The 24,816-nt window shown below is 46.2% G+C and carries 29 protein-coding genes; 13 read left to right on the top strand and 16 right to left on the bottom strand.

The genetic code is table 11. The annotated features are described in order from the left end of the window. Positions 1-234 precede the first annotated feature (234 nt). Positions 235-1,317 (top strand): aromatic acid exporter family protein, encoded by a 1,083-nt coding sequence (locus JOJ89_RS03155; RefSeq protein ID WP_029285981.1) that lies wholly within the window; start codon positions 235-237, stop codon positions 1,315-1,317. Between the two features lie 41 nt (positions 1,318-1,358). Here JOJ89_RS03155 and JOJ89_RS03150 read toward each other — a convergent pair whose 3' ends face one another. From JOJ89_RS03150 to JOJ89_RS03110, 9 genes are all read right to left on the bottom strand, one after another. After that, on the bottom strand, positions 1,359-1,916 hold the full coding sequence (locus tag JOJ89_RS03150) for a YdhK family protein (protein WP_203289568.1): 558 nt from the start codon (positions 1,914-1,916) through the stop codon (positions 1,359-1,361). A gap of 337 nt (positions 1,917-2,253) precedes the next feature. Then, on the bottom strand, positions 2,254-3,150 hold the full coding sequence (locus JOJ89_RS03145) for an ABC transporter permease (RefSeq protein WP_029285976.1): 897 nt from the start codon (positions 3,148-3,150) through the stop codon (positions 2,254-2,256). Between the two features lie 17 nt (positions 3,151-3,167). Continuing rightward, entirely contained in the window at positions 3,168-4,169 is a 1,002-nt protein-coding gene (locus JOJ89_RS03140; RefSeq protein ID WP_029567064.1) for an ABC transporter permease, read from the bottom strand. 195 nt (positions 4,170-4,364) lie between these two features. Next, on the bottom strand, positions 4,365-5,975 hold the full coding sequence (locus JOJ89_RS03135; protein WP_203289567.1) for an ABC transporter substrate-binding protein: 1,611 nt from the start codon (positions 5,973-5,975) through the stop codon (positions 4,365-4,367). A 50-nt stretch (positions 5,976-6,025) separates the two neighbouring features. Next, on the bottom strand, positions 6,026-6,994 hold the full coding sequence (locus JOJ89_RS03130) for an ABC transporter ATP-binding protein (RefSeq protein WP_203289566.1): 969 nt from the start codon (positions 6,992-6,994) through the stop codon (positions 6,026-6,028). Further along, entirely contained in the window at positions 6,975-7,976 is a 1,002-nt protein-coding gene (locus JOJ89_RS03125; RefSeq protein WP_242524692.1) for an ABC transporter ATP-binding protein, read from the bottom strand. Before JOJ89_RS03125 ends, JOJ89_RS03130 begins: the two co-directional genes overlap by 20 nt. A gap of 322 nt (positions 7,977-8,298) precedes the next feature. After that, positions 8,299-10,062, bottom strand: a complete 1,764-nt coding sequence (locus JOJ89_RS03120) for an ABC transporter ATP-binding protein (RefSeq protein WP_481825268.1) — start codon at positions 10,060-10,062, stop codon at positions 8,299-8,301. A 111-nt stretch (positions 10,063-10,173) separates the two neighbouring features. Next, positions 10,174-10,704 (bottom strand): nucleoside tri-diphosphate phosphatase, encoded by a 531-nt coding sequence (gene ntdP / locus JOJ89_RS03115; protein WP_029285964.1) that lies wholly within the window; start codon positions 10,702-10,704, stop codon positions 10,174-10,176. Positions 10,705-10,841: 137 nt separating this feature from the next. After that, positions 10,842-11,099: a YgaB family protein gene (locus tag JOJ89_RS03110; protein ID WP_035207661.1), complete on the bottom strand. Its 258-nt coding sequence runs from the start codon at positions 11,097-11,099 to the stop codon at positions 10,842-10,844. A gap of 204 nt (positions 11,100-11,303) precedes the next feature. Between JOJ89_RS03110 and JOJ89_RS03105 the strand changes: the two genes are divergently transcribed. Together JOJ89_RS03105 and JOJ89_RS03100 are read left to right on the top strand one after the other, a co-directional pair. Further along, positions 11,304-11,855, top strand: a complete 552-nt coding sequence (locus tag JOJ89_RS03105; RefSeq protein WP_242524654.1) for a methyltransferase family protein — start codon at positions 11,304-11,306, stop codon at positions 11,853-11,855. Positions 11,856-11,876: 21 nt separating this feature from the next. After that, positions 11,877-13,385 (top strand): phytoene desaturase family protein, encoded by a 1,509-nt coding sequence (locus JOJ89_RS03100; protein ID WP_203289562.1) that lies wholly within the window; start codon positions 11,877-11,879, stop codon positions 13,383-13,385. Here JOJ89_RS03100 and JOJ89_RS03095 read toward each other — a convergent pair. The 3 genes from JOJ89_RS03095 to fabL form a co-directional block, all read right to left on the bottom strand. Then, the gene (locus JOJ89_RS03095) at positions 13,354-13,887 is read right to left on the bottom strand and encodes a hypothetical protein (RefSeq protein ID WP_203289561.1); all 534 of its coding nucleotides are present in this window, start codon (positions 13,885-13,887) and stop codon (positions 13,354-13,356) included. The two genes, JOJ89_RS03100 and JOJ89_RS03095, sit on opposite strands and share 32 nt — an antisense overlap. 268 nt (positions 13,888-14,155) lie before the next feature. Continuing rightward, entirely contained in the window at positions 14,156-14,341 is a 186-nt protein-coding gene (locus JOJ89_RS03090) for a gamma-type small acid-soluble spore protein (RefSeq protein ID WP_029285950.1), read from the bottom strand. An 84-nt stretch (positions 14,342-14,425) separates the two neighbouring features. After that, positions 14,426-15,178, bottom strand: coding sequence for an enoyl-[acyl-carrier-protein] reductase FabL (gene fabL, locus JOJ89_RS03085; protein WP_203289560.1), 753 nt, complete (start codon positions 15,176-15,178; stop codon positions 14,426-14,428). A gap of 89 nt (positions 15,179-15,267) precedes the next feature. On the opposite strand from fabL, the gene JOJ89_RS03080 reads away from it, so the two are divergent. Beyond that, complete coding sequence (locus JOJ89_RS03080) at positions 15,268-15,492, top strand: hypothetical protein (RefSeq protein ID WP_029285946.1); 225 nt, start codon at positions 15,268-15,270, stop codon at positions 15,490-15,492. Between the two features lie 28 nt (positions 15,493-15,520). Here JOJ89_RS03080 and mutY read toward each other — a convergent pair whose 3' ends face one another. Then, the gene (mutY, locus tag JOJ89_RS03075) at positions 15,521-16,615 is read right to left on the bottom strand and encodes an A/G-specific adenine glycosylase (protein ID WP_203289559.1); all 1,095 of its coding nucleotides are present in this window, start codon (positions 16,613-16,615) and stop codon (positions 15,521-15,523) included. 234 nt (positions 16,616-16,849) lie between these two features. Between mutY and JOJ89_RS03070 the strand changes: the two genes are divergently transcribed. Then, positions 16,850-17,830, top strand: a complete 981-nt coding sequence (locus tag JOJ89_RS03070; RefSeq protein WP_203289558.1) for a metal-dependent hydrolase — start codon at positions 16,850-16,852, stop codon at positions 17,828-17,830. 34 nt (positions 17,831-17,864) lie between these two features. On the opposite strand, the gene JOJ89_RS03065 is transcribed toward JOJ89_RS03070, so the two are convergent. Next, entirely contained in the window at positions 17,865-18,134 is a 270-nt protein-coding gene (locus tag JOJ89_RS03065) for a YfhJ family protein (RefSeq protein WP_029285940.1), read from the bottom strand. A 99-nt stretch (positions 18,135-18,233) separates the two neighbouring features. Between JOJ89_RS03065 and JOJ89_RS03060 the strand changes: the two genes are divergently transcribed. Both JOJ89_RS03060 and JOJ89_RS03055 read left to right on the top strand, forming a co-directional pair. Further along, positions 18,234-18,395, top strand: a complete 162-nt coding sequence (locus tag JOJ89_RS03060) for a small, acid-soluble spore protein K (RefSeq protein ID WP_029285938.1) — start codon at positions 18,234-18,236, stop codon at positions 18,393-18,395. A gap of 32 nt (positions 18,396-18,427) precedes the next feature. Beyond that, positions 18,428-18,586, top strand: coding sequence for a YpzG family protein (locus tag JOJ89_RS03055; protein WP_081414247.1), 159 nt, complete (start codon positions 18,428-18,430; stop codon positions 18,584-18,586). A 37-nt stretch (positions 18,587-18,623) separates the two neighbouring features. Here the strand turns inward: JOJ89_RS03055 and JOJ89_RS03050 are convergent, their stop codons facing one another. Further along, entirely contained in the window at positions 18,624-18,965 is a 342-nt protein-coding gene (locus tag JOJ89_RS03050) for a YfhH family protein (protein WP_203289557.1), read from the bottom strand. A 71-nt stretch (positions 18,966-19,036) separates the two neighbouring features. On the opposite strand from JOJ89_RS03050, the gene JOJ89_RS03045 reads away from it, so the two are divergent. Continuing rightward, positions 19,037-19,693: an SDR family NAD(P)-dependent oxidoreductase gene (locus JOJ89_RS03045; protein WP_203289556.1), complete on the top strand. Its 657-nt coding sequence runs from the start codon at positions 19,037-19,039 to the stop codon at positions 19,691-19,693. Positions 19,694-19,698: 5 nt separating this feature from the next. Here the strand turns inward: JOJ89_RS03045 and recX are convergent, their stop codons facing one another. Further along, complete coding sequence (gene recX / locus JOJ89_RS03040) at positions 19,699-20,511, bottom strand: recombination regulator RecX (protein ID WP_203289555.1); 813 nt, start codon at positions 20,509-20,511, stop codon at positions 19,699-19,701. A gap of 162 nt (positions 20,512-20,673) precedes the next feature. Between recX and JOJ89_RS03035 the strand changes: the two genes are divergently transcribed. The 5 genes from JOJ89_RS03035 to JOJ89_RS03015 all read left to right on the top strand — a co-directional run bounded on the left by JOJ89_RS03035 (position 20,674) and on the right by JOJ89_RS03015 (position 24,550). After that, on the top strand, positions 20,674-21,576 hold the full coding sequence (locus JOJ89_RS03035; RefSeq protein WP_203289554.1) for a TIGR01777 family oxidoreductase: 903 nt from the start codon (positions 20,674-20,676) through the stop codon (positions 21,574-21,576). Between the two features lie 23 nt (positions 21,577-21,599). Beyond that, the gene (locus JOJ89_RS03030; RefSeq protein WP_203289553.1) at positions 21,600-22,730 is read left to right on the top strand and encodes an amidohydrolase; all 1,131 of its coding nucleotides are present in this window, start codon (positions 21,600-21,602) and stop codon (positions 22,728-22,730) included. A gap of 401 nt (positions 22,731-23,131) precedes the next feature. Beyond that, a complete protein-coding gene (locus tag JOJ89_RS03025) occupies positions 23,132-23,689 on the top strand; it encodes a GNAT family N-acetyltransferase (protein WP_203289552.1) in 558 nt (185 codons plus the stop codon). Between the two features lie 107 nt (positions 23,690-23,796). Further along, positions 23,797-23,925, top strand: a complete 129-nt coding sequence (locus JOJ89_RS03020; RefSeq protein ID WP_081414248.1) for a YfhE family protein — start codon at positions 23,797-23,799, stop codon at positions 23,923-23,925. A gap of 442 nt (positions 23,926-24,367) precedes the next feature. Beyond that, positions 24,368-24,550, top strand: a complete 183-nt coding sequence (locus JOJ89_RS03015; RefSeq protein WP_203289551.1) for a YfhD family protein — start codon at positions 24,368-24,370, stop codon at positions 24,548-24,550. Positions 24,551-24,816: the final 266 nt, after the last annotated feature.

Raw genomic sequence — 24,816 nt, 5'->3', positions numbered from 1 at the left:
TAAAAATAACACCTGTTATGCGGGTGTTATTTTTTTTACACAAACTGCATAGGTCTAAGTGGTACCGGATAAAAAACTTTTGAAAAAAGGCTTATTTTTTTCATGAAAACGGGAAAAAGTAACTTGAATAATTTCTTTTAACATTGTATAGTCATTACTTGTTTACCAGACAGATTTTTCTGTCATAAGGTCCATTATCATATCAGTAAAGAAGGGAATGTAGAAACACACCCAATGAAACTTGGTGCCCGCATTATCAAAACGGGGATTGCCATTACACTGGCTCTGTTTTTGGCCACTCTTTTAAACATACCGTCTCCAGCCTTTGCCGGTATCGCCGCGATCTTTGCGATACAGCCTACCATTTACCGCTCTTATCTTTCTGTTATCGAGCAGGTTCAGGCAAATGTCATCGGAGCAGCCTTTGCCATTTTATTCGGGCTGATTTTCGGTCCCCATCCGTTTGTTATCGGTTTAACTGTCATTATCGTCATTGCGATTAATTTAAGAATAAAGATTGAAAATACAATTCCGGTTTCAGTCGTAACCGTCATTGCGATTTTGGAGAGTCCCGGCGAAGATTTCATCGAATTTGCCCTGATCCGCTTTGGAACAGTTCTCCTCGGCGTCCTGTCAGCATTCATCGTGAATCTGATTTTCATTCCGCCTAAATATGAAACTAAGCTGTATTACCGAATTGTGGATAATACAGAAGAAATCATTAAGTGGATCCGTTTTAACACGAGACAGGTGTCGGAATATACTGAGCTTAAAACAGATATTGAAAGACTGAAAGAAAAAATGATGAAGCTTGATCAGCTTTATCTCATGTATAAGGAAGAACGCGCCTATTTCAAACGCAATATTTATGCAAAATCACGCAAGCTGGTGCTTTTCAGACAAATGCTGGTGACCACCAACAGATCGCTTGATACCCTGAAAAAGCTGCACCGCCTGGAAAACGAACTCCATCACCTGCCGGAGGAATTCCAGAGCATTCTTGCAAATGAGCTGGACTATCTCGTTGATTTTCACGAACGAAGTCTGCTGAAATTCATCGGAAAAATTAAGCCCGAGGCACCGGTTGAGTTTATTAAAGAAGGGCAGTTCAATAAACAGGAGCTTGTTGATACATTCATGGATTTTAAAGGAAACTGCATTGACCAGGAGTGCTTCTACCACCTTCTGCCGCTTATCGCCGTCATCATTGATTACAGCGAACAGCTTGAGCACCTTGATACGCTGATCAACAGCTTCCACAGCTATCACAAAGAAGAGAACGAACTTCAAATATCGGAGCAGGAAGAACCAAGTTAATCAAAAAGGACTGAACGGAAATCGTTCAGTCCTTTTTAGTGTTATTCAGCTGCAGAAAGCTCGCTTTCTGTCACCCACTTGTGATTTTTCACTTCTTCGCCGCCGTCTGAAGGCACAAAGTCTACCATGTAGACAGTCGTTTCTTCGGCTGAGTCAATCGTCGCCTCTGCTCCTTCCATGCCTTCCATATGATCGGCTGCAAGTGTCACCTTGTCTCCTTCTTTGTATGGCTCTTCAGATACATCTTTAATTTCTTCGTGTATGACCCATTTATGGTCTGTGACTGGGTCTCCCCCGCCTTCCGGAGTATAAGAGACCGTATAGACAGTTGTTTCAAACGCACCCGCAATGGTCGCTTCCGCACCGTCCATGCCTTCCATGTGATCAGCATTCATGACCGCTTTGCTTCCTTTTTCAAACTTAGGATTCTCAGCTTCCTTCAACCCCTCAGGCAACTCGCCTGAACCTGAGTGGTTCATGCCCTCGTGACCGGCATGCTCAGAAGACTCTTCCTTCTTCTGCCCTTCATTTTCATTCGCACACCCCGCAACCGTCAGTGAAAAAGCTGCAGCAAGAGCAAGCATCATAGATCTTTTCATCTCTAACATCCTTTCGTCATTGTCTAATGTCATTTTAAAGGTAGTTTGTGCAGAAAGTGTGCATATAAAAAGAGGAATCTGTGGATTGATGGCACTTATCGGAGAGTTTAGAACCCTCAAGCTTTGGATTCTGAAAGTTGATGGCACTTATAGCAGTGTTTAGAACCCTCAAGCTTTGGATTCTAAAAGTTGATGGCACTTATCCAGGAGATCAGAACCCTAAAAAAGAGCAAACTGAGATTTGGTGGCACTTATCCTGAGAGTTTAAAACCATCAAGAACAAAAAAAGAACGCTGACCGAGTCTGCGTCCTTCTTTTAAATCAAGTAAACTACACCTTAATGCTTCCCCTTAGGATCAAGCGCATCACGCAGCCCGTCACCCATGAGGTTGAAGCCAAGGACCGTCAGCATGATGGCAAGGCCCGGGAAGAACAGGGTCCATGGCGCCTGCACAAGATACTGTTTGGAGTCGGCAAGCATTTTCCCCCACTCCGGGTTCGGGGCCTGGGCTCCGAGTCCAAGGAAGCCAAGGGCCGCTGCCTCGATGATGGCCGTTGCGATGGCCAGGGAGGCTTGTACAATAATCGGCGAAAGACTGTTTGGCAGCACGTGCACGAGCAGGATCCGGGTATCACTTGTGCCAAGTGCTTTTGCAGCCATGATATACTCTTCTTCTTTTACGCTGAGTACCTTTGCCCGGATCAGTCTTCCGAAGTTCGGAATGTTGATGACGGCGATGGCGATCAGGGCGTTTTGAAGAGATGGCCCAAGAATTGCTACGATTGCGATGGCAAGCAGGATGCTTGGGAACGCGAGCATGATGTCAAACAGCCTTGAAATAATGCTGTCGATGACGCGGCCGTAGTAACCGGCAAGGATTCCAAGCAGCGTTCCGATCAGAGCGGATCCAAGAACGGAGAAAAATCCTACCCAAAGGGATATACGCGCCCCGAACAATACCCTTGAGAAAATATCCCTCCCGAAGTCATCTGTTCCGAACCAGTGCTCGGATGACGGAGGAAGCAGGCGCTTTGAGAGTTCCTGTTCATCGATGCCCTGCGATGCGATTAGCGGAGCAGCTATTGCAATGAAGACAAAGAATAAAACGAGAACACTTCCAGCAATCGCGAGTTTATTTTGCAGAAATAAACGGAGTTTCTGCTGAAAAGGGGTGATGACCTTTTCCTGTTTGATGATGGCTGTCTTTTCTTCTTGAAGTGCCGGCAGTGACATGGCATTCTCCCCCTTTTCTAGTATTTAATCCTCGGATCAATGGCTGCATACAAGAGATCGACGATCAGATTGATAAAAACAAAGATGGCGGCAATGATCAAAATGCCTGACTGGATGACCGGATAATCCCGGTAGCTGATGGCATCGAAAATATACCTGCCCATCCCCGGCCAGCCGAAGATGGTTTCTGTCAGGATCGCGCCTCCGAGAAGCAGTCCTGTTTGAAGACCGATAATTGTTAAAATTGGAATGACTGCATTTTTCAAAGCATGCTTGTACACAACCCAGAACATATGAAGGCCTTTCGCTCTGGCTGTTCTGATAAAATCAGATTCCATCGCTTCAATCATGGTTGATCTTGTAATTCTTGCAATAATCGCCATCGGGATTGTAGCAAGTGCAATTCCCGGCATAAGAATATGCTTCAGCACCTGAACGAACTGATCAAACCTTCCTTGAAGAAGGGTATCAAGCAGGTACAGATTTGTGATGCTGTCTACAGGATTTCTGATTTCCTCCCTGCCCGTTGTCGGCAGCCAGCCAAGCTTGATCGAGAAGACGTACTGCTCCATCAGGCCAAGCCAGAAAATCGGCATCGACACGCCAATAAGGGCAATGATCATCGCCAAGTAATCAAACCAAGAATTGCGGAACCATGCACTGATGATCCCAGCATTGATGCCGACAACGATGGCAATGACCATCGCAAAGAATGTCAGTTCCATTGTAGCGGCAAGATAAGGCGTCATCTCTTTGCTGATGGCGGCACCTGTCCGGATGGATTGTCCAAGATCACCTGTCAGAAGTCCGCCGATATAGTCAAAATACTGTATGTACCAAGGCTGATCGAGTCCAAGCTGCTGTGTTAATTTTTCAATGGCCTCCTGTGTTGCGCGCTGCCCGAGAATGACCTGTGCCGGATTTCCCGGTATGGCTCTGATGATGGAAAAGACAACGAGCGTCATCCCGATTAGAACAGGTATGAGCAAACCAATTCTTCTTATTGTGTATGAAACCATTTTCTCACCTCTTTCATTAGAAAAGCGGAAGCGCCCGTTTAGCTCCGATAGACAGATAAGAAATCACACGAAAAGTCCGGTTCCCGTCTTTTTGGGTGATTTCGTTCTGGCAGAGGAGCTGGGTGCTGGAGCTAGACATCTTTATGCATTCTACTTCTTAAAAAAGAGAGGAGGACAGGTCCTCCTCCCAGCTCATTACTTAAATTCGACCTTTGTCAGGATGTCAGAACCTGTTGGATGCGGCTTGAAGTTCGTCAGCTTGCTGCTTCCCGCAAGGATTGGCGTAGAGTGCGCAAGTGGAATCCAAGGTGCATCTTCTTTAATGATTTCCTGTGCTTTTTTGTATAGCTCATTACGTTTTTCCTGGTCAGCATTGGACTGTGCTTCAATTAAAATGTCATGAAGCTCGTCGTTGCTGTAGTACGTGTAGTTGTTGCTGCCGATGCTGTCTTTGTCAAGAAGCGTGTAAAGGAAGTTGTCGGCATCTCCGTTGTCGCCTGTCCATCCAAGCATGAATGAGTCAGCTTCCCCTTTTGCCGCTTTATCAAGGTAAGTTGCCCAGTCGTACGTTTTGATTTCTGCTTCAACGCCGATTTTGGCAAAGCTTGATTTGATGACTTCCGCTACTTTCATTCCTTCAGGCATATATGGACGCGGTACAGGCATTGCCCAAAGCTCCATTTTAAATCCATCCGGGAAGCCTGCCTCTGCTAGAAGGGCTTTTGCTTTTTCAAGATCGTACGGGTATGGCTCAATGTCATCGTTATAGCCTTCAAGTGACGGAGGCATTGGATTTTTTGCAGGCTCTGCAAGTCCGCCGTAGAATGAATCGATAATGCCCTGCTTGTCAACAGCATGGTTCAGTGCCTGGCGTACAAGCTTGTTGTCAAGCGGCTTGCGGTTTGTTGTCAAACCAACGTAGCCAATGTTCATAGACGGACGTTCGAACGTCTGAAGGTCGCTGTTGCTTGAGATAGATTTTGTATCAGATGGGTTTACGCCATCCATTAAGTCGATTTCGCCTGTTTGAAGGGCATTTAAGCGTGCTGAGTTTTCAGGAATCGATTTGAAGATAACCTGATTTAATTTTGGATAGCCTTCCATCCAGTAGTCTTCATTCTTTTCAAGAACGATTCTGTCGTTTGGCTTCCACTCTACGAATTTGAACGGGCCAGTTCCAACTGGATTTTCTCTGAATTTGTCGCCGTGCTTCTCGATAGCTGCCGGGCTCGCAATGCCGAAAGGAGACATGGCAAGGTTCTTTAAGAACGGAGCCTGAGGGCGTTTTAATGTGAAAACAACTTTATAATCGCCGTCTGCTTTTACTTCTTTAATCACGTGTCCTTCGTCCTTTTTAAAGCCGCCGAACATTGTGTAGTAAGGGAATTTGTCTGCATCCCCGTTCATCCAGCGTTCAAAGTTGAAGACAACCGCGTCTGCATTGAAGTCTGTGCCGTCATGGAATTTGACGCCTTCTCTAAGAGTAAGCGTGTAAGTCAGGTTATCCTCTGACACTTCCCATTTCGTTGCAAGGCCTTCCTGCACTGTTGTATCCTGTTCACCATAGTTTAAGAGTGTTTCAAAAACATTGACTGTTACTTTGAAGGCTTCCCCTTCAGTTGTTGTAATCGGATCAAGCGAAGTAGAGTCACCGCCGCGTCCAAAAACGAGGCTGTCCTGTTTCTTTTCACTGCTTCCGCCATCTGAGCCGCCATCTGATGAAGAGCTGTCAGAACTGCAGCCCATCAAGGCCGCTGATAAAAGCAGCACAAACATAATTGAGACTAACAGGCTTTTCTTTTTCACGCATACATCCCCCTATTTTCTAGTGATGAATCTATCAATCACGCCTTGTGTCACTCATACAGGTGACACGCAACATAATGACCTTCTTTAACTTCCTTCCATGCAGGCTTCTTGACCGTGCATGGTTCAAAGCATGCCGGGCACCTCGTGTGAAAAGCGCACCCTTTTGGCGGGTCAGACGGGCTTGGAAGATCCCCTTTTAACACAATCTGCTCTTTTACCGCTTCCGGGTCAGGCAGCGGTACAGCGGACAGAAGCGCCTTCGTATACGGGTGCAGCGGATCTGCATACACCTTTTCACTGTCTGCAAGCTCTACTAAACTCCCTAAATACATGACTCCTAGTCTGTCGCTTATATGGCGGACAACCCCGAGATCATGGGAGATGAAAATATACGTCAGGGAAAATTCCTTCTGCAGATCCTTCAGCAGATTCAGGATTTGCGACTGTATGGATACATCAAGGGCAGAGACCGGCTCGTCTGCAATGATGAGCTTTGGATTGGTCATCAGCGCTCTTGCAATCCCGATTCTCTGGCGCTGTCCTCCGCTGAACTGATGCGGATAGCGCTTACCGTAAGCTTCATCGAGTCCGACAATCCCGAGCATCTCTTTCACTTTTTTGCGACGCTCTTCTTTGCTGCCGATTCCGTGGACAATGAGCGGCTCTTCGAGAATTCGTTCTACGGTCATCCTCGGATTCAGAGAAGCATACGGATCCTGGAAAACCATCTGCAGCTCCCGCCTCATTTTTCTCATTTCCTTTGGAGATTTCGTCAGCAGCTGCTCCTCGCGGAAGGCGACCGAACCGTCAGTCGGTTCAATCAATTTAAGGAGCAGGCGTCCCATCGTTGATTTCCCGCAGCCGGATTCCCCGACAATCCCGAGGGTTTCTCCTTCGTACACTTCAAAGGACAGGTCATTGACCGCTTTTACCGCTCCCACTTTTCTGCCGAGCACCCCTCCCGTAATCGGGAAATGCTTTGTGAGCTTTTCTACTTTAAGCAAAGGCTTCGTCATGCTCTAAAGCCTCCTCTCTCGCTAAAAAACATCTCGACTGGTGCGAATCCTGCAGTTTATACAGCGGAGGCGAATGCTTCACGCACTCTGCCATCGCATATTCGCAGCGGCCTGCAAACAGACAGCCTGTCTGCACGGTGCCCGGACGCGGCACCTGGCCCGAGATGGAATACAGCCGTTCATTTTTCTTCCGGATGTCCGGAACAGATTTCATTAAGCCCCTTGTGTACGGATGCTTCGGATTTTTAAAGATGGTTTTGACGCTTCCTTCCTCGACAACCTGTCCGGCATACATGACCATGACTCGGTCGCACATTTCCGCCACAACTCCGAGGTCATGTGTGATGAAGACAATCGAGGTCTCCATTTTTTTGTTCAGATCCTTCATCAGCTTCAGGATCTGAGCCTGAATCGTCACATCAAGCGCCGTTGTCGGTTCATCTGCAATCAGCACCTTCGGATCGCAGATCATCGCCATGGCGATCATGACGCGCTGCCTCATCCCGCCGGAAAGCTGATGGGGATACTCCCCGTAAAGCTCTTCAGGGCGCGGCAGGCCGACGAGCTTCAAAATTTGAATCGCACGCTCTTTCGCCTGCTTTTTTGTCAGGCTTAAATGAACGCGGAGAGACTCTTCAAGCTGGTTTCCGATTTTAAACAGCGGATTAAGAGAAGTCATCGGCTCCTGAAAAACCATCGCCAGTTCATTTCCACGCAGTTTGCGCATCGATTTTTCGTTCAGCTTCAGCAGGTCTTTCCCCTGAAACAGGATCTCACCTGAAAGCTTTGAAGTTTTTTGGGGCAGCAGCCCCATAATGGATAGGGAGGTTACGCTCTTTCCGCAGCCGGATTCCCCGACAATGCCCAGAACTTCCCCTTTATGTACGTCGAACCTGATCGAATCAACGACTCGCGTTTCTTCTTTTCCCTGCAGGAACGTAATGCTCAAATCCTTGATTTCTAAAATCTTTTCCCGCGACAGACCGCTCACCCCCAGTTTGGACACCCTAAACAGCATATGAAGCCGGATGACCCGCTATGTCATGTTATTTCTGTAAGATACTATTAAAACTACTTAAAATTTGGATATGTACAAATTATAGACTAAAAATTCTAAATATTAAAATAGTTCATTCTTCCTATTTCCATCCGTGCCTATCTTTTCCAAAAGGTGGTGAACAGGGTCATATTCATGTCATTTGAAGCATAAAAAATAAGCAATCCGCGAAGGACTGCTTATTTTTACTTAATTTAGCATTTTATATCTGCTGAAAAGTATTTTTATTATGATAGAAAAATATGGGTTAATCCAGCTGCTGAATCTGGAACAGGGAATAATAGTGGCCCTGTTTTTCCATTAATTCGGCGTGGGTCCCTTCTTCGACAATCTTCCCGTTTTCCATCACGACAATTTTATCGGCATGTGTGATGGTCGACAGTCTGTGGGCGACAATGAAGGTCGTTCTGTCTTCAGCAAGCTTCTCGAGAGCTTCCTGAATCAGATGCTCACTTTCAAGGTCCAGTGCAGAGGTTGCTTCATCAAGGACAAGAATCGGCGGGTTTTTCAAAAAGACCCTCGCAATGGCAAGGCGCTGCTTCTGCCCTCCCGAAAGCTTGACTCCCCGCTCGCCGACCTTTGTGTTGTAGCCTTCTGGAAAACCAAGGATAAAATCGTGTGCATTCGCAGCTTTTGCCGCTTCAAACACTTCTTCATCGGTGGCTCCCGGTTTCCCGATCAGGATATTTTCTTTCACAGTCTGGCTGAATAAGAACGTATCCTGAAGCACCATCCCGATTTGATCTCTCAGGCTTTGAGCGCGGTATTCGCGGATGTCTGTGCCGTCAAGGAGAATCCTGCCCTCGGTTACATCGTAAAACCGCGGGATCAGACTGATGAAAGTCGATTTTCCGCCGCCGCTCATTCCTACAAGCGCAACGGTTTCTCCTCTGCTCACCTCAAGTGATACATCTTCAAGAATCATCGGTTCCTTCTCATCATATTTAAAGGAAACATGGTCAAATTGAATCGTGCCGCTGATGGCTTTTGCTTCCTTCGCATCGGGCTTGTCTGTAATATCGTATTTTTCATCAATCAGCTCAAAGACGCGGTCCATAGAAGCAAGTGCCTGCGTCAGCGTTGTGGATGATGTCACAAGGCGTCTAAGCGGATTGTAAAGCTGATCAATGTAGGCGATAAACGCGACCATGGTTCCGACTGTCATGTTCCCGTGAATGACCTGGTAGGCTGCAAAGGCAATGACAAGCAGCGGGGCAACGTCCGTAATCGTATTCACCACGGCAAACGTCTTTGCGTTCCAGCTAGTATGATCAATGGCTTTGCTTAAAAAGTTATGGTTTTCCTTATCGAACTCTTTTTGTTCATGATCTTCAATCGCAAAGCTCCGGATGACAGGCATCCCCTGCACTCTTTCATGAAGATGTCCCTGAACCTGGGCAAGCGCCTGCGACCTCACTCTTGTCAGATGTCTCAGTCTTCCGTAGAAATATTTCACAGAGAAACCGTACAGCGGGAACAACACGATAGAGACGAGTGTCAGCTTAATATCCATCGTGAACATAATAATGACCGCAATCACAATCGTGAAGATATCGAGCCATACGTTCATAAGCCCTGTGATGACAAAGTTTTTCGTCTGCTCTACATCGTTGATAACACGGGAAATGATCTCTCCCGCTCTTGTATTCGCGTAATAGCGCAGACTCAGTTTTTGAAGATGGGTAAACAAACTGTCCCTAATATCATAGAGGATTTTGCTGCCTGTCCACTGCGCAAAATACTGTCTGTAATATTCAATCGGCGGTCTTACAATCAGGAAAATCGCAAACATAATGCCCATAATCGCGAACAGCTTTCCCGTTTTTTCATCAGCGGACATGTTGCCGCCGAGAATGTCATCTACTACATATTTAAGAAGCAGGGGCGTAAGAAGAGGTATGGAAAATTTAATGATTCCAATTGCGATTGTCCCTGCAATCTGCCATTTGTAGGGTTTAACAAATTTCATGTAGCGTTTAACTGAACTCAAGGTTTTGTCTCCCCCTCTCATTTCTTTTTTATTTTGTGCTTTTGCGCGCGGTTCATGCTGACCCCATGCAGAAAGAGCCTGCTTTAGAAAACAGGCTCTTAAAAAACAACCCATTCATTTGTCTTGTGCTTGTCATTTCACGTGAGTCAAGTAGCGCTCGTACCACTCATCGATAAAGTCAGGCGAGAAAGGACCTTTCCTCTGCCTGATCCAGCGCAGCAGCTTCTCAAGATTGCTTTTTAAAATCAAGTCGATCACATTCGGATAATTCATTTTCTTACGGTGATATTCGTACTCATCTTCATCCAGAATGATGTACGTCATATCGGGAAAAATTTTCACATCCAGGTCATAGTCAATATATTTAAGGGCTTCATCATCCCATGCAAATGGCGAACTGATGTTGCAGTAATAGTAGATTCCGTCTTCCCGGATCATGCCGATTACATTGAACCAGTATTTTGTATGAAAATAACAGATGGCCGGCTCCCGGGTAATCCACGTTCTTCCGTCGGATTCCGTTACGATCGTCCGGTCGTTTCCGCCGATGATGCAGTGTCCGCTTGCTTTCAGGACAGTGGTTTCATCCCAGATTCTGTGGATATGCCCGTCATGTTTGTAACTATGTATCTGTATGCTGTCTCCTTCCTTGGGAAATCCCATTTTGCTCCCCTACTTTCTATATCGCCGCTCCGCAAATAAGCAAAGATTGTCAACTTTTCGTTTTTACCATTATACCGCCTGCGGTTTAAAAAAGAAAATAAAAGAGCCGCCCGTATACAGGAGACTCCCAAGGTCCGTCATTTATGCAGAGGCTCCCTGATCTGATAAGACCGGATGACCTCCTCTGTCTGCTTTTGAAAAACCTTCTGAATGGACTGCAGCTCCTCCTTCATAATCTCAATCTCCTCCTGAATCTCCCCGCATGCCTCACCCGGGAGATTATTCAGCTGCTCTTTCAGCTCCTGGCATCTCTCAATCTCTCCCTGAAGATCCAGCAGCTTATCCATTGTCTCAAGCTGGCGGCCCACCAATGCATCAAAATCCTTCAAGTTCATTTGCACCTCCGCTTATTTGTCCGCTATACCAATTCGGTTTTTAAAACGCTTCTCCTTTGACTTTATCTGTTGAGGAATCAGAGGTTTTGTCGGAAAAATTTATCCCCGCAGAGCACATTCCAGGCCCTTTAACTGGTTTGCCGGTCATAAAATAGGGGAATTGGATAAAAGTTCTAATGCTATTTAAAGGAGATGAGCCGCTCTTTGATTTCCCTTCTCTTTTTAGTGATTACCGTCAGCTGGATGGCTGAATTCATTCTTTTCCGGAACAGGGGAACTTCAGAGGGTGAAATGCAGGAAAGGCGCTCCTACCCTTTTTTGCTTTTCGTCATTGCCCTCACCATTTCAATGGCTGTTCTAATGAGGGAATGGAACATCTTTTATGTCGGCAGCACCCTTGTTCATGCGGCAGGCATTGTTCTATATGCATCAGGGGTTTTTCTGAGATACTGGGGTATTTTTCACCTGAAAGAGCAGTTTACCCGCCATGTCTCATTCCGCAAAGGGGATGAGCTTGTCAGCTCCGGCCCTTACCGCAGGCTGAGGCATCCTCTCTATACAGGACTCCTGCTCATCATCATCGGCATATGCCTTTCTCTCGGCAATGCTGTGCTTGCAGGAGCAGGCGGGACAGCCGCAGCATTTGGCCTTCTTAAACGGATACGCATTGAAGAAAAGATGCTGATTGAAGCTTACGGAGAGGAATACCGGAGCTGGGCAGAGAAAAGATACCGCCTTGTTCCGCCTATATATTAACCATTACCTGGAGGTGCTTGCATGTTAAATCAGAAAAAGAAAGCCGTTGTAGTCGGAGCTGGACTTGGAGGCATGTCTGCTGCAATCAGACTTTCGGCAGACGGCTATGATGTTACCGTTTTAGAGAAAAACAGCAATGTCGGAGGCAAGCTTAACCGCAGGTCAGGGAAAGGCTTCACGTTTGATACAGGCCCGTCCATCCTGACAATGCCATGGGTGCTCGAGAAGCTCTTTAAAAGCGTCAACAGGCACCTTGAAGATTACATATCTGTTGTACGTGTCGAACCGCAGTGGCGCACTTTTTTCGAAGACGGCACGTCCATTGATGTCTCAAGCGACCTGCCGACGATGATTGCCGAGATGGCAAAGGTGTCGAATGAACCGCACGGCAGCATGAGCAGCCTCCTTTCCTACAGCGAAAAAATGTATGACCTCTGTCTGAAAAGCTTTTACAAATACAGCCTTGAAGACCTGAAAGATCTGAAAAAACACCACACACTGAAAGACTTGATGGCAATGGATCCGCTGGGCACGGTTGCCGATGGAACAGAGAAATACCTTGATTCAAAGCACCTGCAGCAGCTCTTCAACTTCTTTGTCATGTACGTCGGTTCAAACCCATACTCCGCGCCGGCCATTTTGAATCAGCTCATCTATGTGCAGCTCGGCCTCGGCATTCACTACGTTAAAGGCGGAATGTACGAGATCGCAGAAGGCATGAAGAAAGTCATGGACGAACTTAGAATCGAAGTGAAAACAGACACACCTGTTGCCCACCTTGAGCTTGAAGGTAAAAAAGTGACGGGCGTTGTGACAGAGAGCGGAGATGTTTACCGTGCCGATGTCGTCATTTCAAACCTTGAAGCCATTCCGGCCTACCGGAACCTCGCCCCGTCAACCGGAGAAGTGAAGCGTGAAGTGAAAAAACTCGGCAAGTCATTCATACCGAGCGTATCCGGACTCGTGCTTCTGCTTGGAACAGACCGGAAGTTTGAAAACTTAAAACACCACAACTTCTTCTTCTCAGAAGATCCGAAAAAAGAATTCCAGCAAATTTTCGATCAAGGAGTACCCGCAGATGACCCGACCATCTACATCGGCATCTCTGCACGGTCTGACGCAAGCCAGGCGCCTGAAGGCAAAGACAACCTCTTTGTGCTCACGCACGTCCCTCCTCTAAAAGAAGGAGCAAAAACAAGCACCGACTGGGACGAATACAGAGAGCTTGTCCTGAACAAACTCGAGCGCATGGGCATGACCGGACTCCGCGACTCCATCGAATTCGAATACCGCTTTACCCCTGAAGACCTTGAAGAGCTTTACGGTCCAAACGGCGGATCCATCTACGGAGTCGCTTCAGATAAGAAGAAAAACAGCGGGTTTAAGATTCCATCTAAAAGCCAGCTGTACGAAGGCCTGTACTTTGTCGGCGGCTCAACCCACCCTGGCGGAGGCGTGCCGATGGTCACCCTCTCCGGCCAGCTGACAGCGGATTTAATTAAAGAAAATGAGCTTGCTTCTGTGAAATAAGAATGTGATGTGTGATTGAATGCCGTGTTGCCTTTTGGGGTGATGCGGTGTTTTTTGTGGATGATTTTTTTAGTGGCATCAAGAATACGGAATCTGTTGTTGAGGGTTCCATTCTTCCCGATAAGTACCACCAACCAAATGAAATCCTCTGTTGATGGTCCCATTCTCTCCGATAAGTGCCACCAACCAAACAAAATCCTCTGTTGATGGTTCCTTTCTCTCCGATAAGTACCATCAACCAAACAATATCCTCTTTTGAGGGTTCCATTCTCTGCGATAAGTGCCACCAACCAAATGAAATTCTATGTTGAGGGTTCCATTCTCCACGATAAGTACCACCAACTAAATGAAATCCTCTGTTGAGGGTTCCATTCTCCCCGATAAGTACCACCAACCAAATGAAATCCTCTTTTGATGGTTCCTTTCTCTCCGATAAGTACCACCAACCAAATGAAATTCTCTGTTGAGGGTTCCTTTCTCCCCGATAAGTACCATCAACCAAACAATATCCGCTTTTGAGGGTTCTATTCTTCCCGATAAGTGCCACCAACCAAAAAGATTCTTCAGTTGATGGTTCCTTTCTCTCCGATAAGTACCACCAACCAAACGATATCCTCTGTTGGGGGTTCATTCTATCCGATAAGAACCACAACCAAGGCCAATCCTCCATTGATGGTCTAATGTATTCTGCCCCCTCCCTCCCCAAACCAAAAAAAGACACCTCTCCACACAAGGGAGAAGTGTCTCTTTTCGTTTTTTAAACGGTTCGATTATGAGTTTTGGTTCTTTTTAGCTTCAGCTTGCTGGTTGTACTTCTTTACGTGTTGAGCGTCAGTCTCGCTTGCGAACTCAGCACCGTATTGTTGTTGACCTTGAGCAGCTTGAGCGTTTTGTTGTTTCACGTGTTGTGCGCTTGTGCCTGCTTGTGATTTGTTTGGTTGTTGTTGGTTTGCCATGTTTATCACCTCCACGAAATTTATCATGTCCCGGAGGTGATTTTTATATCCGCTTTTTTTTTCGATCTTTTTTTCAGGATCGATTTACATCAAAAGAGAACGGCCGCCATCTACAATAATGGTCTGCCCTCTGATCATCGAGGCTTTTTCAGAGCACAGGAATTCAACGGCATCGACCATGTCTTCTGTGTCGACCATTCTTCCGGCAGGGGTCATTCTTCTTGCATCAGCAAGCAATTCTTCGCGGTTTGGGAAATGCTTGAGGGCTTCTGTATCGACCGCCCCGCCAGATACGGCGTTGACCACGATGTTTTTGGACGCAAGCTCTACAGCCAGGTAGCGCGTCAATGATTCCAGCGCAGCTTTTGAAACGCCTACGGTTGTGTAGTTTTCAAGGACACGGATGGAGCCGAGGGAGCTGATGCTGACAATTGTGCCTCCGCCCGTTTTCTCCATGCGCTTGGCCGCTTCCTGGGCACAGAATAAAAGAGCCTTGCTGTTAATATCCATTGTCCAGTCCCAATGCGTTTCTTCAAGCTCCATCAACGGACGAAGAACGCCGGATGCCGCATTGTTAACAAAAATATCAAGTCTGCCGAACGTCTCATCGACTTCAGCGAACATTTCTTTTATTTTCTCGGGCTTGCCCACATTTGCTTTCACAACAAGTGCTTTAACGCCAAGCGCTTCAATTTCTTCCGCTGTCTGCAGGGCAGCGCTCTTGCTGCGTGCATAGTTGATCACGATATTATAGCCCTGTTTGGCAAGACGGAGGGCGATTGCTTTGCCGATGCCGCGGCTGCTTCCTGTGATTAAAGCGGTTTTGTTCTGGTTCATTTTTACATCTCCTTAAGTGCTGTAGTTCGTATAGTTGCCCTTATTGTATCAAACAATAGGAAAAGCGAGTAGTAGAGGAGGAGTTCATCATGTACGTAGGCAGAGATATGACGGAACTGTCAATGATGTCCATACACGAATGGAAAGACAGTGAGCTTGCATACTTTCACCACGGGCTTCAGCAGATGATGCCGTATTTAAACGCCGAGGGCCAAACAATCCACCGTGAAATCATCGAGGAGATTGAAGCCCGCGGAGGCCTGAAGCGCGGCGAGGCCGATTACACTCACGGAACCAGAGTGAGCTATGATTGAGAAAAATCCGGCCGCATCCGGCCGGATTTTATTTGTGTGCCTCCGTCATCTGATAAATTTTCTGATGGGAAACGGGGAAGGCATATTTCTGCATTTCTGCTTCTGTTACTTTTAGAAGGTTATTGGGGCTGCTGCCCGGCTTCAGCTTTCCTGCATAGACAGAGATATTCCAGACGAGATGGGAAAAAATATGCTGAATGGTTCCTGACAAGGGCTCAAGCTCAGCATCTGTTTCATATTCCTCATGCAAGTACCTAACAAGCTGTTCTTTTTGAGAAATCAGCCCAACTTCCGTTTCACAATTTGGGAACTCCCACAAATTTGCGAGCAAACCGGATGACGGGCGTTTGTGGATATAGAAATTTCCGGCATCATCTTTCAAAACAGCCGCTGCCATCGATACCGGTCTTGGCTTTTTCTTTTTGCTTTTCACCGGAAGTTCTGTCTGAACGCCTTCTTCAAACGCCTGGCAGTGTTCTCTTACAGGACAGATCAGGCAGGACGGGGATGTTGGCGTACATACGATTGCACCAAGCTCCATGAGCGCCTGGTTAAATTCAGACGGCTGTTCTTTTGAAATGACTTCATAAAGAATCTTTTCAAAAATGGTTCTTGTCTTCGGTTTCGCGATGTCTTCCCAGATTGAAAGAATCCGCGACATGACTCTCATCACATTTCCGTCAACAGCGGGCTCCGGCACCCCGTATGCGATGCTCAGGATCGCCCCTTTTGTGTAGGGACCGACACCTTTCAGCTTGCTGATTTCCTCAGGCGTATTCGGCACGACGCCTCCGTAAGTACTTACGACTTCTTTTACCGCAGACTGAAGATTCCGTACGCGCGAGTAGTAGCCAAGGCCCTCCCACGCTTTCAGCACATCTTCCTCATCAGCAGCTGCAAGTGCTTCAAGGGTCGGAAATTTCTCCGTGAAGTTCAGGAAATAAGGAATGACCGTGTCCACCCTTGTCTGCTGCAGCATAATCTCAGAGACCCACACCTTATAGGGATCCTGATCAAGCCGCCACGGCAGGTCTCTTTTCTCGCGCAGGTACCATGAGATCAAATCACGCCTGAAATCTTCTATATGTAATGAGTGCAGATTCTTGTCGGCTGCATCAAGCATATTTATCTTTCCTCTCATGTTATTTTTATTGGATATTTGGGAAAATAAAAGGGTATCTTTGTTTTCAACTTAGAAATCATACAGCATTTATCCGTATTTAAAAAGGGAAAGCATGTTAGTGTTTGACTCTTTCATGCCGTTCCATGCAAAATGCCATAAAGAGCATACTTATTCTTTTCAGAAGGGATAGGAAAAGCTCAGTCTTCATAAGAATGTGACAGGAGGTTTTGCAAAGTGGATACAGGCACACACGTTGTGATGGGCATTGCCCTTGGCGGACTTGCGACACTGGATCCCGCTGTCGGTACTGACCCGGTAACAGCTCAGGCAGTCATGATCGGAGCGATTGCCGGTTCACAGGCTCCTGATCTTGATACGATACTCAAATTCCGAAATAACGCAAAATATATCCGCAATCACCGCGGCATTACTCATTCCATTCCTGCGGTGATTCTCTGGTCGGTGCTGATTACCGGATTGCTGTTCTGGCTCTTTCCCGGCTCAAACTTGCTGCATCTAGGGATATGGACAACAATTGCAGTCGTTCTGCATGTATTTGTTGATATTTTCAACGCATACGGCACACAGGCTCTGCGGCCTTTTTCCCACAAATGGGTGGCGCTCGGCATGATCAACACGTTCGACCCGATCCTGTTTGCCATTTACTGCGTTGGCATCTTGTTCTGGGTTTTCGGCACACCTGCCGGGTACACGTTTCTGACCGTATTTATCGTCGTCTTTTTCTATTACATTTTACGCTTCTTTATGAAAAGAAGCATTGTGAAAAAAATCCATGAAAAATACAGCGAAGTGGAAAAAATCATCATTTCCCCGACGATGAAATTCAGACGGTGGCGCGTGGCGATTATTACAAAATCCCATTTCTATGTGGGACGGTCGCTGAACGGCAAATTAACGATTCTTGACGAGTATGACCGAGTTCCCGTCCCTCAGACGGCAATCATTCAGGCAGCTGAAGAGGATGAAAACATCTCGGCCTTTCTGTCTTTTTCTCCCGTGTACCGGTGGGAAGTGGATGAGTATACAGACCACTATGAAGTAAAATTCATCGACCTGAGATACAGAAGCAAAGGCCATTACCCCTTTGTCGCGATCGTCCAGCTCGATCAGAACCTGAATATTGTCAGCTCCTATACAGGCTGGATTTTCAGTGAAGAAAAGCTACGGAAAAAATTAGACCTTTTGCCGGAATAAAAAACTTGGCTCCCAAGAATGGGGCCAAGTTTTTTTAATGGAGCATGCCGTCGCTGTCATTCAGAAGATGGCTGTATTTCGGGTTCGTCGCCAAAAATTGATGCAGTTTGTCACCGTAGTTGACAATCCACTGCGTGACAATCTTCTCTGTCATGTTTTTCCCGCGGTACTTCTCCCCCGCTTTGGCGTACGTTGTCTCAAAGTCATCCCACAGCAGTTCAACCCACGTTCTCGCCTTGTCATAGGACAGGGCAGGATTTTTTTCCATAAGCAGCCGGGCAAGCCGGTCGTGATACATTTCCATTTTTCATCACCCCGTTCGGTTTATAGTTTTTGCGGAAGCATCACATACTATAAGTAGGCTTCTAATGAAGCTAGTTTAAACCCATTGGAGGTCATACGAATGCGGAACAAAGCGAAAGACTTTCCGATCCAGTCAAGCAATAAGTTTGAAGGAGAGCCAAGAGCAAAAGATGATTTCGCGTCCAAACGGGCCGACGGAACCATCAACACACATCCGCAGGAACGCATGAGAGCTTCCGGCGAGCGCGAAAATCAGTTTTAAAAGACTGCACACATTTTGCGGAGGTGCTTATAATGGGGTCAACACACAAAAAGTTTTTTGAAAATCGAATGGCTAATCCGTTTCAGCAGCCTTGGGCCAACCCAAAGCATGCGCATGCACAGGTGAACGGGCAGACGCAGCAGACTCAGGACTTAATCATTCTCGAGCGTCAGACAAGAAAAAGATCATAGGCTAAACGCATAACGAATCATGCTGAATGAATCAGATTCAGCGTGGTTCGTTTTCTTCTTTTTTTCGGCCAAGCATCGAAATTGGAATGCCTTCCTCTTCTAAGTCCGGGGATTCAAGACGGTTCCCCCACGCAAATACACCATTCATGTAGTCAATTTTAAAGTATGAGCCCGGTGCACCTTCTATTTCATACACTTCCCCAGGCTTAAAATCATCAGGGTTAAGCAAATAGGCCTTTGCCATCGTAATCTTGCGGTCAAGCACCGCAAATTCATTGACCATGCCAAGCTGCTCAGCTTTACGGGCTTTCTCGGAAAGAGCGGCGATTTCTGTTTTCAGTTCATATTCTGTCATCGTGCTGTAGCGTTTTGTCTGCATGATGGTACTTCCTTTCTTTTTTGCCCTTTAAAAGGATAAAATAAATGTATGACATCTATAGGAGTGATTTTATGACAGCACTAGTCGTCACAGGTGCAGGCTCAGGACTCGGACGCTCACTCGCCTTGGCCTACAGCAAAGATTTTGCCGAGATCATTCTTCTCGGGCGCAGCACGGAGAAGCTACTCCAAACAAAACAGCTGCTGCCCCATAAGCAGGTATATACATACAAGCTGGACATACGGTCTCAGACGGAAATCGAACAACTGACTGCCACCCTCTTCAGCCGCCACCCTGTCACTGCGCTCATCAATAACGCAGGAGTCGGCCACTTTGGTCCAATCACGGACATGCCGGCGGGTCAGATCAAGGAAATGCTCGATACAAATGTGTTTGGCACCATTCTTTTAACACAGGCATTCCTGAAGCATTATAAAGAAAAAGGAAAAATCGTCAACATTATCTCAACAGCAGGCCTCAGAGGAAAAGTGAATGAAAGTGCCTACTGCGCCTCCAAATTTGCCCTGAGAGGCTTTACTGAGAGCCTCGTAAAAGAATATGAGGGAACTGGCATCGTTCTGTCAGGAGCATACATGGGCGGCATGGACACACCGTTCTGGAACGAAAGCGATCATATTAAAGATAAATCACGGCTCCGGTCACCCGACGTTATTGCTGAAAAAATATACAGCCTTGATGACGGGAGATCTGAAATCATTGTGGAGTAGGGCGTTCAGTCCTGCTCCTCTTCTTCATTCAGGAACCGTTCGATCATGTCTATCTGGAACCCTTTTCTGTATAGCGCCTGCTTCATTTTTAGCCGGTATGCAGATGGCTTTTCTTTCGCGTACTTCCGCTGAAGTTTTTCTGCCTGCTTCACCAGAGACTGATATTCTTCATCATCATTGTTCTCATACGTCATTTCTTCCGTGACGATTGAAATCACATCAAAATTGAACCCTTTTCGAAGCAGGGTCTGTTCTATTTTCTGCTTCGTCTGAACAGTCGAGCTTTTTGCTTCTTTTCTTACCGTTTTCTCGGCATGGACCATTGCCTGTTCAATCTGATCCTCTTTTGTATACTGCTCCAACGCCTTTTCCGCCGTTGCTTTATCAATGCCTTTTAAGGAAAGCTCCCTTTTAATTACACCCGGTCCTTTTCCCCCGGTTTTCCAGTGCGTCCGCACAAATGCATCCGCGAACTCACTGTCATTTACGTATTTATAATGCCGAAGCTGATGGATAACCTCTGTCACAACCGATTCAGGGTACTCTTTTTTCAAAAGCATATCGGCCGTTTCCTTCTCTGATCTCATTCTGAATCCGAGGAATTCAATCGCTTTGTTAAACGCCTTTTTGACCGAATCCCCGTACTGGATCTCGAGAATCTCCATCTCATCCAGTTCAAGGCCTTTTTTCAGGCCAAACTTTAATAGAACGTTCTGGTCGACGCTGAAGGCGAATTTTTCACCTTTGCCATCATTCAAAAACACATTAAACCGTTCTTCACTGCTCTTTTGAGTCGTTATTTTCGATATTGTTGGCATAGGACACCTCCCCTTTATTTTATCACATTTCCCTTTTTGCACCTTTTAAAAAGAACTGGTGCACATCGGTCAAAAAACTTTCTGGAGCAGAGCATATTAAAAAGGATTATTGGGGTTTGAGTGCTGAATTATAAGGAAAGAGAATAACAAGGAGTGATGACCGTGAAAATAGCAATCGCAGGCGGAACGGGCTTTGTCGGAAACGAGCTCTCGGCCTTTCTCGCAGATAACGGAAACGAAGTGCTGATTTTAACGAGATCGAAAAAAGAAAGCGATAAAAGCGGCGTCCGCTTTGTTGAATGGATGACAGACGGCGCTGCTCCTGAAAAAGAACTCGAGGGCATTGATGCCTTTATCAATCTTGCAGGCAAATCCATCAACGACAGATGGACGGAGGAAAATAAAAAAGAAATCGTCGAAAGCAGAATTAAAACAACCCGTGAAGTTTACAGAATCATTGACAGCCTTCAGAAAAAACCTGAAGTCCATGTAAACGCTAGCGCTGTCGGCATTTACGGAACGTCGGAAACCGAGACCTTCACGGAAGAATCCGCACCTGGAGCTACTGATTTTCTGTCAGAGACCGTCATGAAATGGGAGCAGGAAGCAGCGGAAATCGGAAAACTTGGGGTCCGCACCGTTTTTGTCCGCTTCGGGATCATTCTCGGTGACAAAGGGGCTCTTCCTGCCATTCTCCTTCCATATAAATTATTTGCGGGAGGGACAGTGGGCTCAGGCACACAATGGATGTCATGGGTTCATATACATGATGTAGTGAGACTTATACATTTCGTGATGAAAGACAGTACAATAGAAGGCCCCGTGAATGCCGTTTCGCCAAATCCGGTACAGATGAAGGAATTCGGAAAAACGGCGGCGAAAGTGATGAACCGCCCACACTGGATTCCGGCTCCGGGATTTGCCCTGAAAATGGCGCTTGGGGAGCGAAGCATCCTTGTCCTTGAAGGACAGCGTGTCATTCCAAAAGCAGCGGCAGAAAACGGCTTTACTTTTACATTTCCATTACTCGAGGATGCTTTGTCAGACTTATTAAAATCAAGATAGGTCACTCAGAATAGGAGTTTGCCATGGACAGCTTTTTATTCAGGAATGCAACCATTTATCCCATAACGTCAAAAACGCTCTATCAATCAGATCTGCTCGTGACAGGAGGCAAAATCAAAGCAATCGGCAAGAACCTCCCTGCCCCGCCTGATGCAGCCATCATTGAATGCGGGGAGCAGTTTCTTTTCCCCGGCTTTATCGATGTTCATACACACCTTGGTCTGTATGATGAAGGAACAGGCTGGGCAGGCAATGATGCGAATGAAACCATTGAAGTGCTCTCTCCGCACATTCGTGCACTCGACGGCGTGCATCCCCTTGATCAGGGCTTTAAAGATGCAGTCAGGTACGGCATAACAACCGTCCACGTCATGCCGGGCAGCGCAAACGTAATCGGCGGAACAACATCCGTCATCAAAACCCACGGCATCAATATCAAAGACATGCTCGTGGTGGAAACGGCTGCTCTTAAAATTGCTTTGGGCGAAAACCCGAAGCGCATTCACAGCCACGGCAATAAGGATTCCATTACAAGAATGGGCATCATGGGCATGCTCAGGGAAGCTTTTTATAAAGCCAAATGCAGCATGAATGACTGCGATGACTTCAGATCCATCCCCATTAAAAAAGTGCTGAACCGTGAAATCCCAGTCCGCATTCACGCACACAGAGCAGATGACATCCTGTCTGCAATACGGTTTGCAGAAGAATTCGACCTTGATTTCAGGATTGAACATTGTACAGAGGGCCATCTGATCGCAGATGAATTTATCGGTAAAAACATCAAAGTAAGCGTAGGCCCGACCCTTACCCGCAAATCAAAAATCGAACTCAAAAACAAAAGCTGGGAAACGTATCAGGCACTCGCTGACCGGGGGGTAGAAGTCTCCATCACGACGGACCACCCCTACACCCCGATCCAGTATTTGAACGTGGTCGCATCCATCGCCGTAAGGGAAGGTTTTGACGAAAAACTCGCTCTTGAATCCATCACGATTACCGCTGCCAAAAACCTGATGATCGACCACCTTGTCGGAAGCCTTGAACCGGGAAAAGACGCTGACATCGTTCTGTGGAACCACCACCCGTTCCACTACCTCGCAAAGCCCGGGCTGACAATGATAAACGGGAAAATAGTCTATCAAAAAACCTGAATTTCCCTCTTGAAAAACAGCGCTTTCTCAGTCTCAAAAAATGTGCTCAAATTCACATAAAATTAACAAAAAAAATTGTTCCATTTTGAAAAAAAATCGAGTATGATACTTGAGGAAAGAGTAATAAACTAGAAAAGCGGAAGAGCCCGTTTTTCTCCGGCAGTCAGATAAGAAAGTCGAGATTTTTTCCGACAGAGGAGACCGAGCGCTGCAGCTGGACATTAATTACTAAAAACCGAATGATGCAATTGCGTGGGAAGGCAAATGGTGCGCCACCAGTAAACTGGTCCTAGTGGGTTCGATTCCCACCCCGAAATTTTTTGGCTAATTTAAAAAATTTCGAGGGTGGGACTTTCACACGACAAGTCTGTAAGTCTGCCCTCTGGTTGGAGGGACAGCAAATGCTTAAAAAACGTGATATTCATGACAGTCAGCCGCTATATGATCATATGATCCACCCTGATGTCTTCCCATTTGTGCGCCACAAAGCAGCATCAATTGATGAATATCTTTTTTTAACCAAACAGACAATTGAAGCAGAAGAGCGCGGGGAATTAATTTCACGTACCATTCTTGATGAATGGGGCTCTCCAATCGGAACGATCAGTCTGTTTGACATCCAGGACAACGCAGGATTTCTCGGCACATGGCTCGGGAAACCATACCACGGAAAAGGCTATAACCAGGCAGCAAAAGATGCCTTCTTTAATGAACTCTTTTTTGATCTTGGCATCGATCGGATTTTCCTTCGCATCCGCAAGAAAAACGTCCGCTCAACAAAAGCAGCCGAAAAACTGCCGTACGTTGTCAACGCGAACGAAACACGAAAACCACTCCTTGATGAGATCAATCAGGGTGAAGATATCTATAACCTTTACGAAATTTCAAAAGACCTTTACACCTTCTATACGGTGCGCACCGCTGCAGAAACAGAGGAACAGCATCTTAAGGAAGCCTAAAATAAGAAAAGCCTAAAAACCTGCTGGTACAAAGCAGGTTTTTTTGTATGAGATTTTGCCGGGATGACGAAAATAGATGTGACACAAATTCGAAGGGGTGAAAAAGCATGTCGGACAAAAGAAAACGCGAAAAAACACGCAACTCTCTAAGCGGCGCACAGGAAGTAACCTATTCACGTGAATTTAAAATGGCGGACCGCGCGGGCGGGTACATAGGCAGTAAGAGCGGACGTTGAGGCAGGAGCATTAACTTTGGTAAATATTTTTGGAAAGTGCTGTGAACCTTGGTTTGCAGCATTTTCTTTGTTGATTGCTTTATGGAAAGTGCGCTTAAGTTGGGTTTGGAGCACAAACTTTCTTGTTTGTTTATTGGAAAGTGTTCTTAAACTGAGTTAGTAACACAAACTCTCATGATCGCTCACTGGAAAGTGTTCTAAACCTGAGTTTGCAGCACAAACTTTGCTGATGGTTCATTGGAAAGTGTTCTTAACCTGAGTTAGCAACACAAACTTTCATGATTGTTCACTGGAAAGTGTTCTTAACGAGCACAAAAACTAATAACCGCTTCACCGCAAGTGAGCTTAACGCCTAAAGTCAGCAACTACCAGCATAAGTCCTCCCAAATAATCCACACTAAAAAAGAACATTTCGTTCAACTTTTTTAGGGGGGCTTTTATCATGGGAAGATCAAACAGCCAGCAGTCCAAAAACAAGAGCAACTTGCCTCAAGTACCGAAAAACTTAAAAAAAGAAGCTGACGGTGTTTACGAGGAATATTCAGCTGAACTCGCAGACAGTGCAGACAAAGAAGCTCAGGCTAGAGCCAAAGCTGCCGATCAGCGTCAGGGAAAATCATTATAGCAGAAAAAAATCAGCCAGTGATGGTTCTTCCGTCACTGGCTTTCAAGTGGGGATAAAGTTATCCACACACCTGTTGATAATGTGAATAATATCTTTCCGGCATGAACATCCCCTCTATTCACCTTATTCCCACAGTCCACAGATTTCACGGAAAGTCTGTGTTTAAACTGTTGATAATGTGCATAAGTCGTGTAAACGCTTTACATTATTGTTTCGAAACGTAAATCATCTGTGGATATCTTCGTACATGCCTCTTTTATCCCATT

The sequence above is a fragment of the Metabacillus sp. cB07 genome (assembly GCF_016839225.1).
GTDB lineage: Bacteria > Bacillota > Bacilli > Bacillales > Bacillaceae > Bacillus_P > Bacillus_P indicus.
This window is presented reverse-complemented; position numbering and strand designations above follow the sequence as displayed.

Coding starts and splice junctions, on each gene's coding strand:
- JOJ89_RS03110 (WP_035207661.1), bottom strand. CDS start 11,099: ATGAACTTGAAGGATTTTGATGCATTGGTGGGCCGCCAGCTTGAGACA.
- JOJ89_RS03065 (WP_029285940.1), bottom strand. CDS start 18,134: ATGGAAATGTATCACGACCGGCTTGCCCGGCTGCTTATGGAAAAAAAT.
- JOJ89_RS03140 (WP_029567064.1), bottom strand. CDS start 4,169: ATGGTTTCATACACAATAAGAAGAATTGGTTTGCTCATACCTGTTCTA.
- JOJ89_RS03130 (WP_203289566.1), bottom strand. CDS start 6,994: ATGACGAAGCCTTTGCTTAAAGTAGAAAAGCTCACAAAGCATTTCCCG.
- JOJ89_RS03150 (WP_203289568.1), bottom strand. CDS start 1,916: ATGAAAAGATCTATGATGCTTGCTCTTGCTGCAGCTTTTTCACTGACG.
- fabL (WP_203289560.1), bottom strand. CDS start 15,178: ATGAACCAGAACAAAACCGCTTTAATCACAGGAAGCAGCCGCGGCATC.
- JOJ89_RS03020 (WP_081414248.1), top strand. CDS start 23,797: ATGTCGGACAAAAGAAAACGCGAAAAAACACGCAACTCTCTAAGCGGC.
- recX (WP_203289555.1), bottom strand. CDS start 20,511: ATGCCAACAATATCGAAAATAACGACTCAAAAGAGCAGTGAAGAACGG.
- JOJ89_RS03155 (WP_029285981.1), top strand. CDS start 235: ATGAAACTTGGTGCCCGCATTATCAAAACGGGGATTGCCATTACACTG.
- JOJ89_RS03100 (WP_203289562.1), top strand. CDS start 11,877: ATGTTAAATCAGAAAAAGAAAGCCGTTGTAGTCGGAGCTGGACTTGGA.
- JOJ89_RS03045 (WP_203289556.1), top strand. CDS start 19,037: ATGACAGCACTAGTCGTCACAGGTGCAGGCTCAGGACTCGGACGCTCA.
- JOJ89_RS03080 (WP_029285946.1), top strand. CDS start 15,268: ATGTACGTAGGCAGAGATATGACGGAACTGTCAATGATGTCCATACAC.
- JOJ89_RS03145 (WP_029285976.1), bottom strand. CDS start 3,150: ATGTCACTGCCGGCACTTCAAGAAGAAAAGACAGCCATCATCAAACAG.
- JOJ89_RS03090 (WP_029285950.1), bottom strand. CDS start 14,341: ATGGCAAACCAACAACAACCAAACAAATCACAAGCAGGCACAAGCGCA.
- JOJ89_RS03015 (WP_203289551.1), top strand. CDS start 24,368: ATGGGAAGATCAAACAGCCAGCAGTCCAAAAACAAGAGCAACTTGCCT.
- mutY (WP_203289559.1), bottom strand. CDS start 16,615: ATGCTTGATGCAGCCGACAAGAATCTGCACTCATTACATATAGAAGAT.
- JOJ89_RS03050 (WP_203289557.1), bottom strand. CDS start 18,965: ATGCAGACAAAACGCTACAGCACGATGACAGAATATGAACTGAAAACA.
- JOJ89_RS03060 (WP_029285938.1), top strand. CDS start 18,234: ATGCGGAACAAAGCGAAAGACTTTCCGATCCAGTCAAGCAATAAGTTT.
- JOJ89_RS03120 (WP_481825268.1), bottom strand. CDS start 10,062: ATGAGAGGGGGAGACAAAACCTTGAGTTCAGTTAAACGCTACATGAAA.
- JOJ89_RS03025 (WP_203289552.1), top strand. CDS start 23,132: ATGCTTAAAAAACGTGATATTCATGACAGTCAGCCGCTATATGATCAT.
- JOJ89_RS03030 (WP_203289553.1), top strand. CDS start 21,600: ATGGACAGCTTTTTATTCAGGAATGCAACCATTTATCCCATAACGTCA.
- JOJ89_RS03055 (WP_081414247.1), top strand. CDS start 18,428: ATGGGGTCAACACACAAAAAGTTTTTTGAAAATCGAATGGCTAATCCG.
- ntdP (WP_029285964.1), bottom strand. CDS start 10,704: ATGGGATTTCCCAAGGAAGGAGACAGCATACAGATACATAGTTACAAA.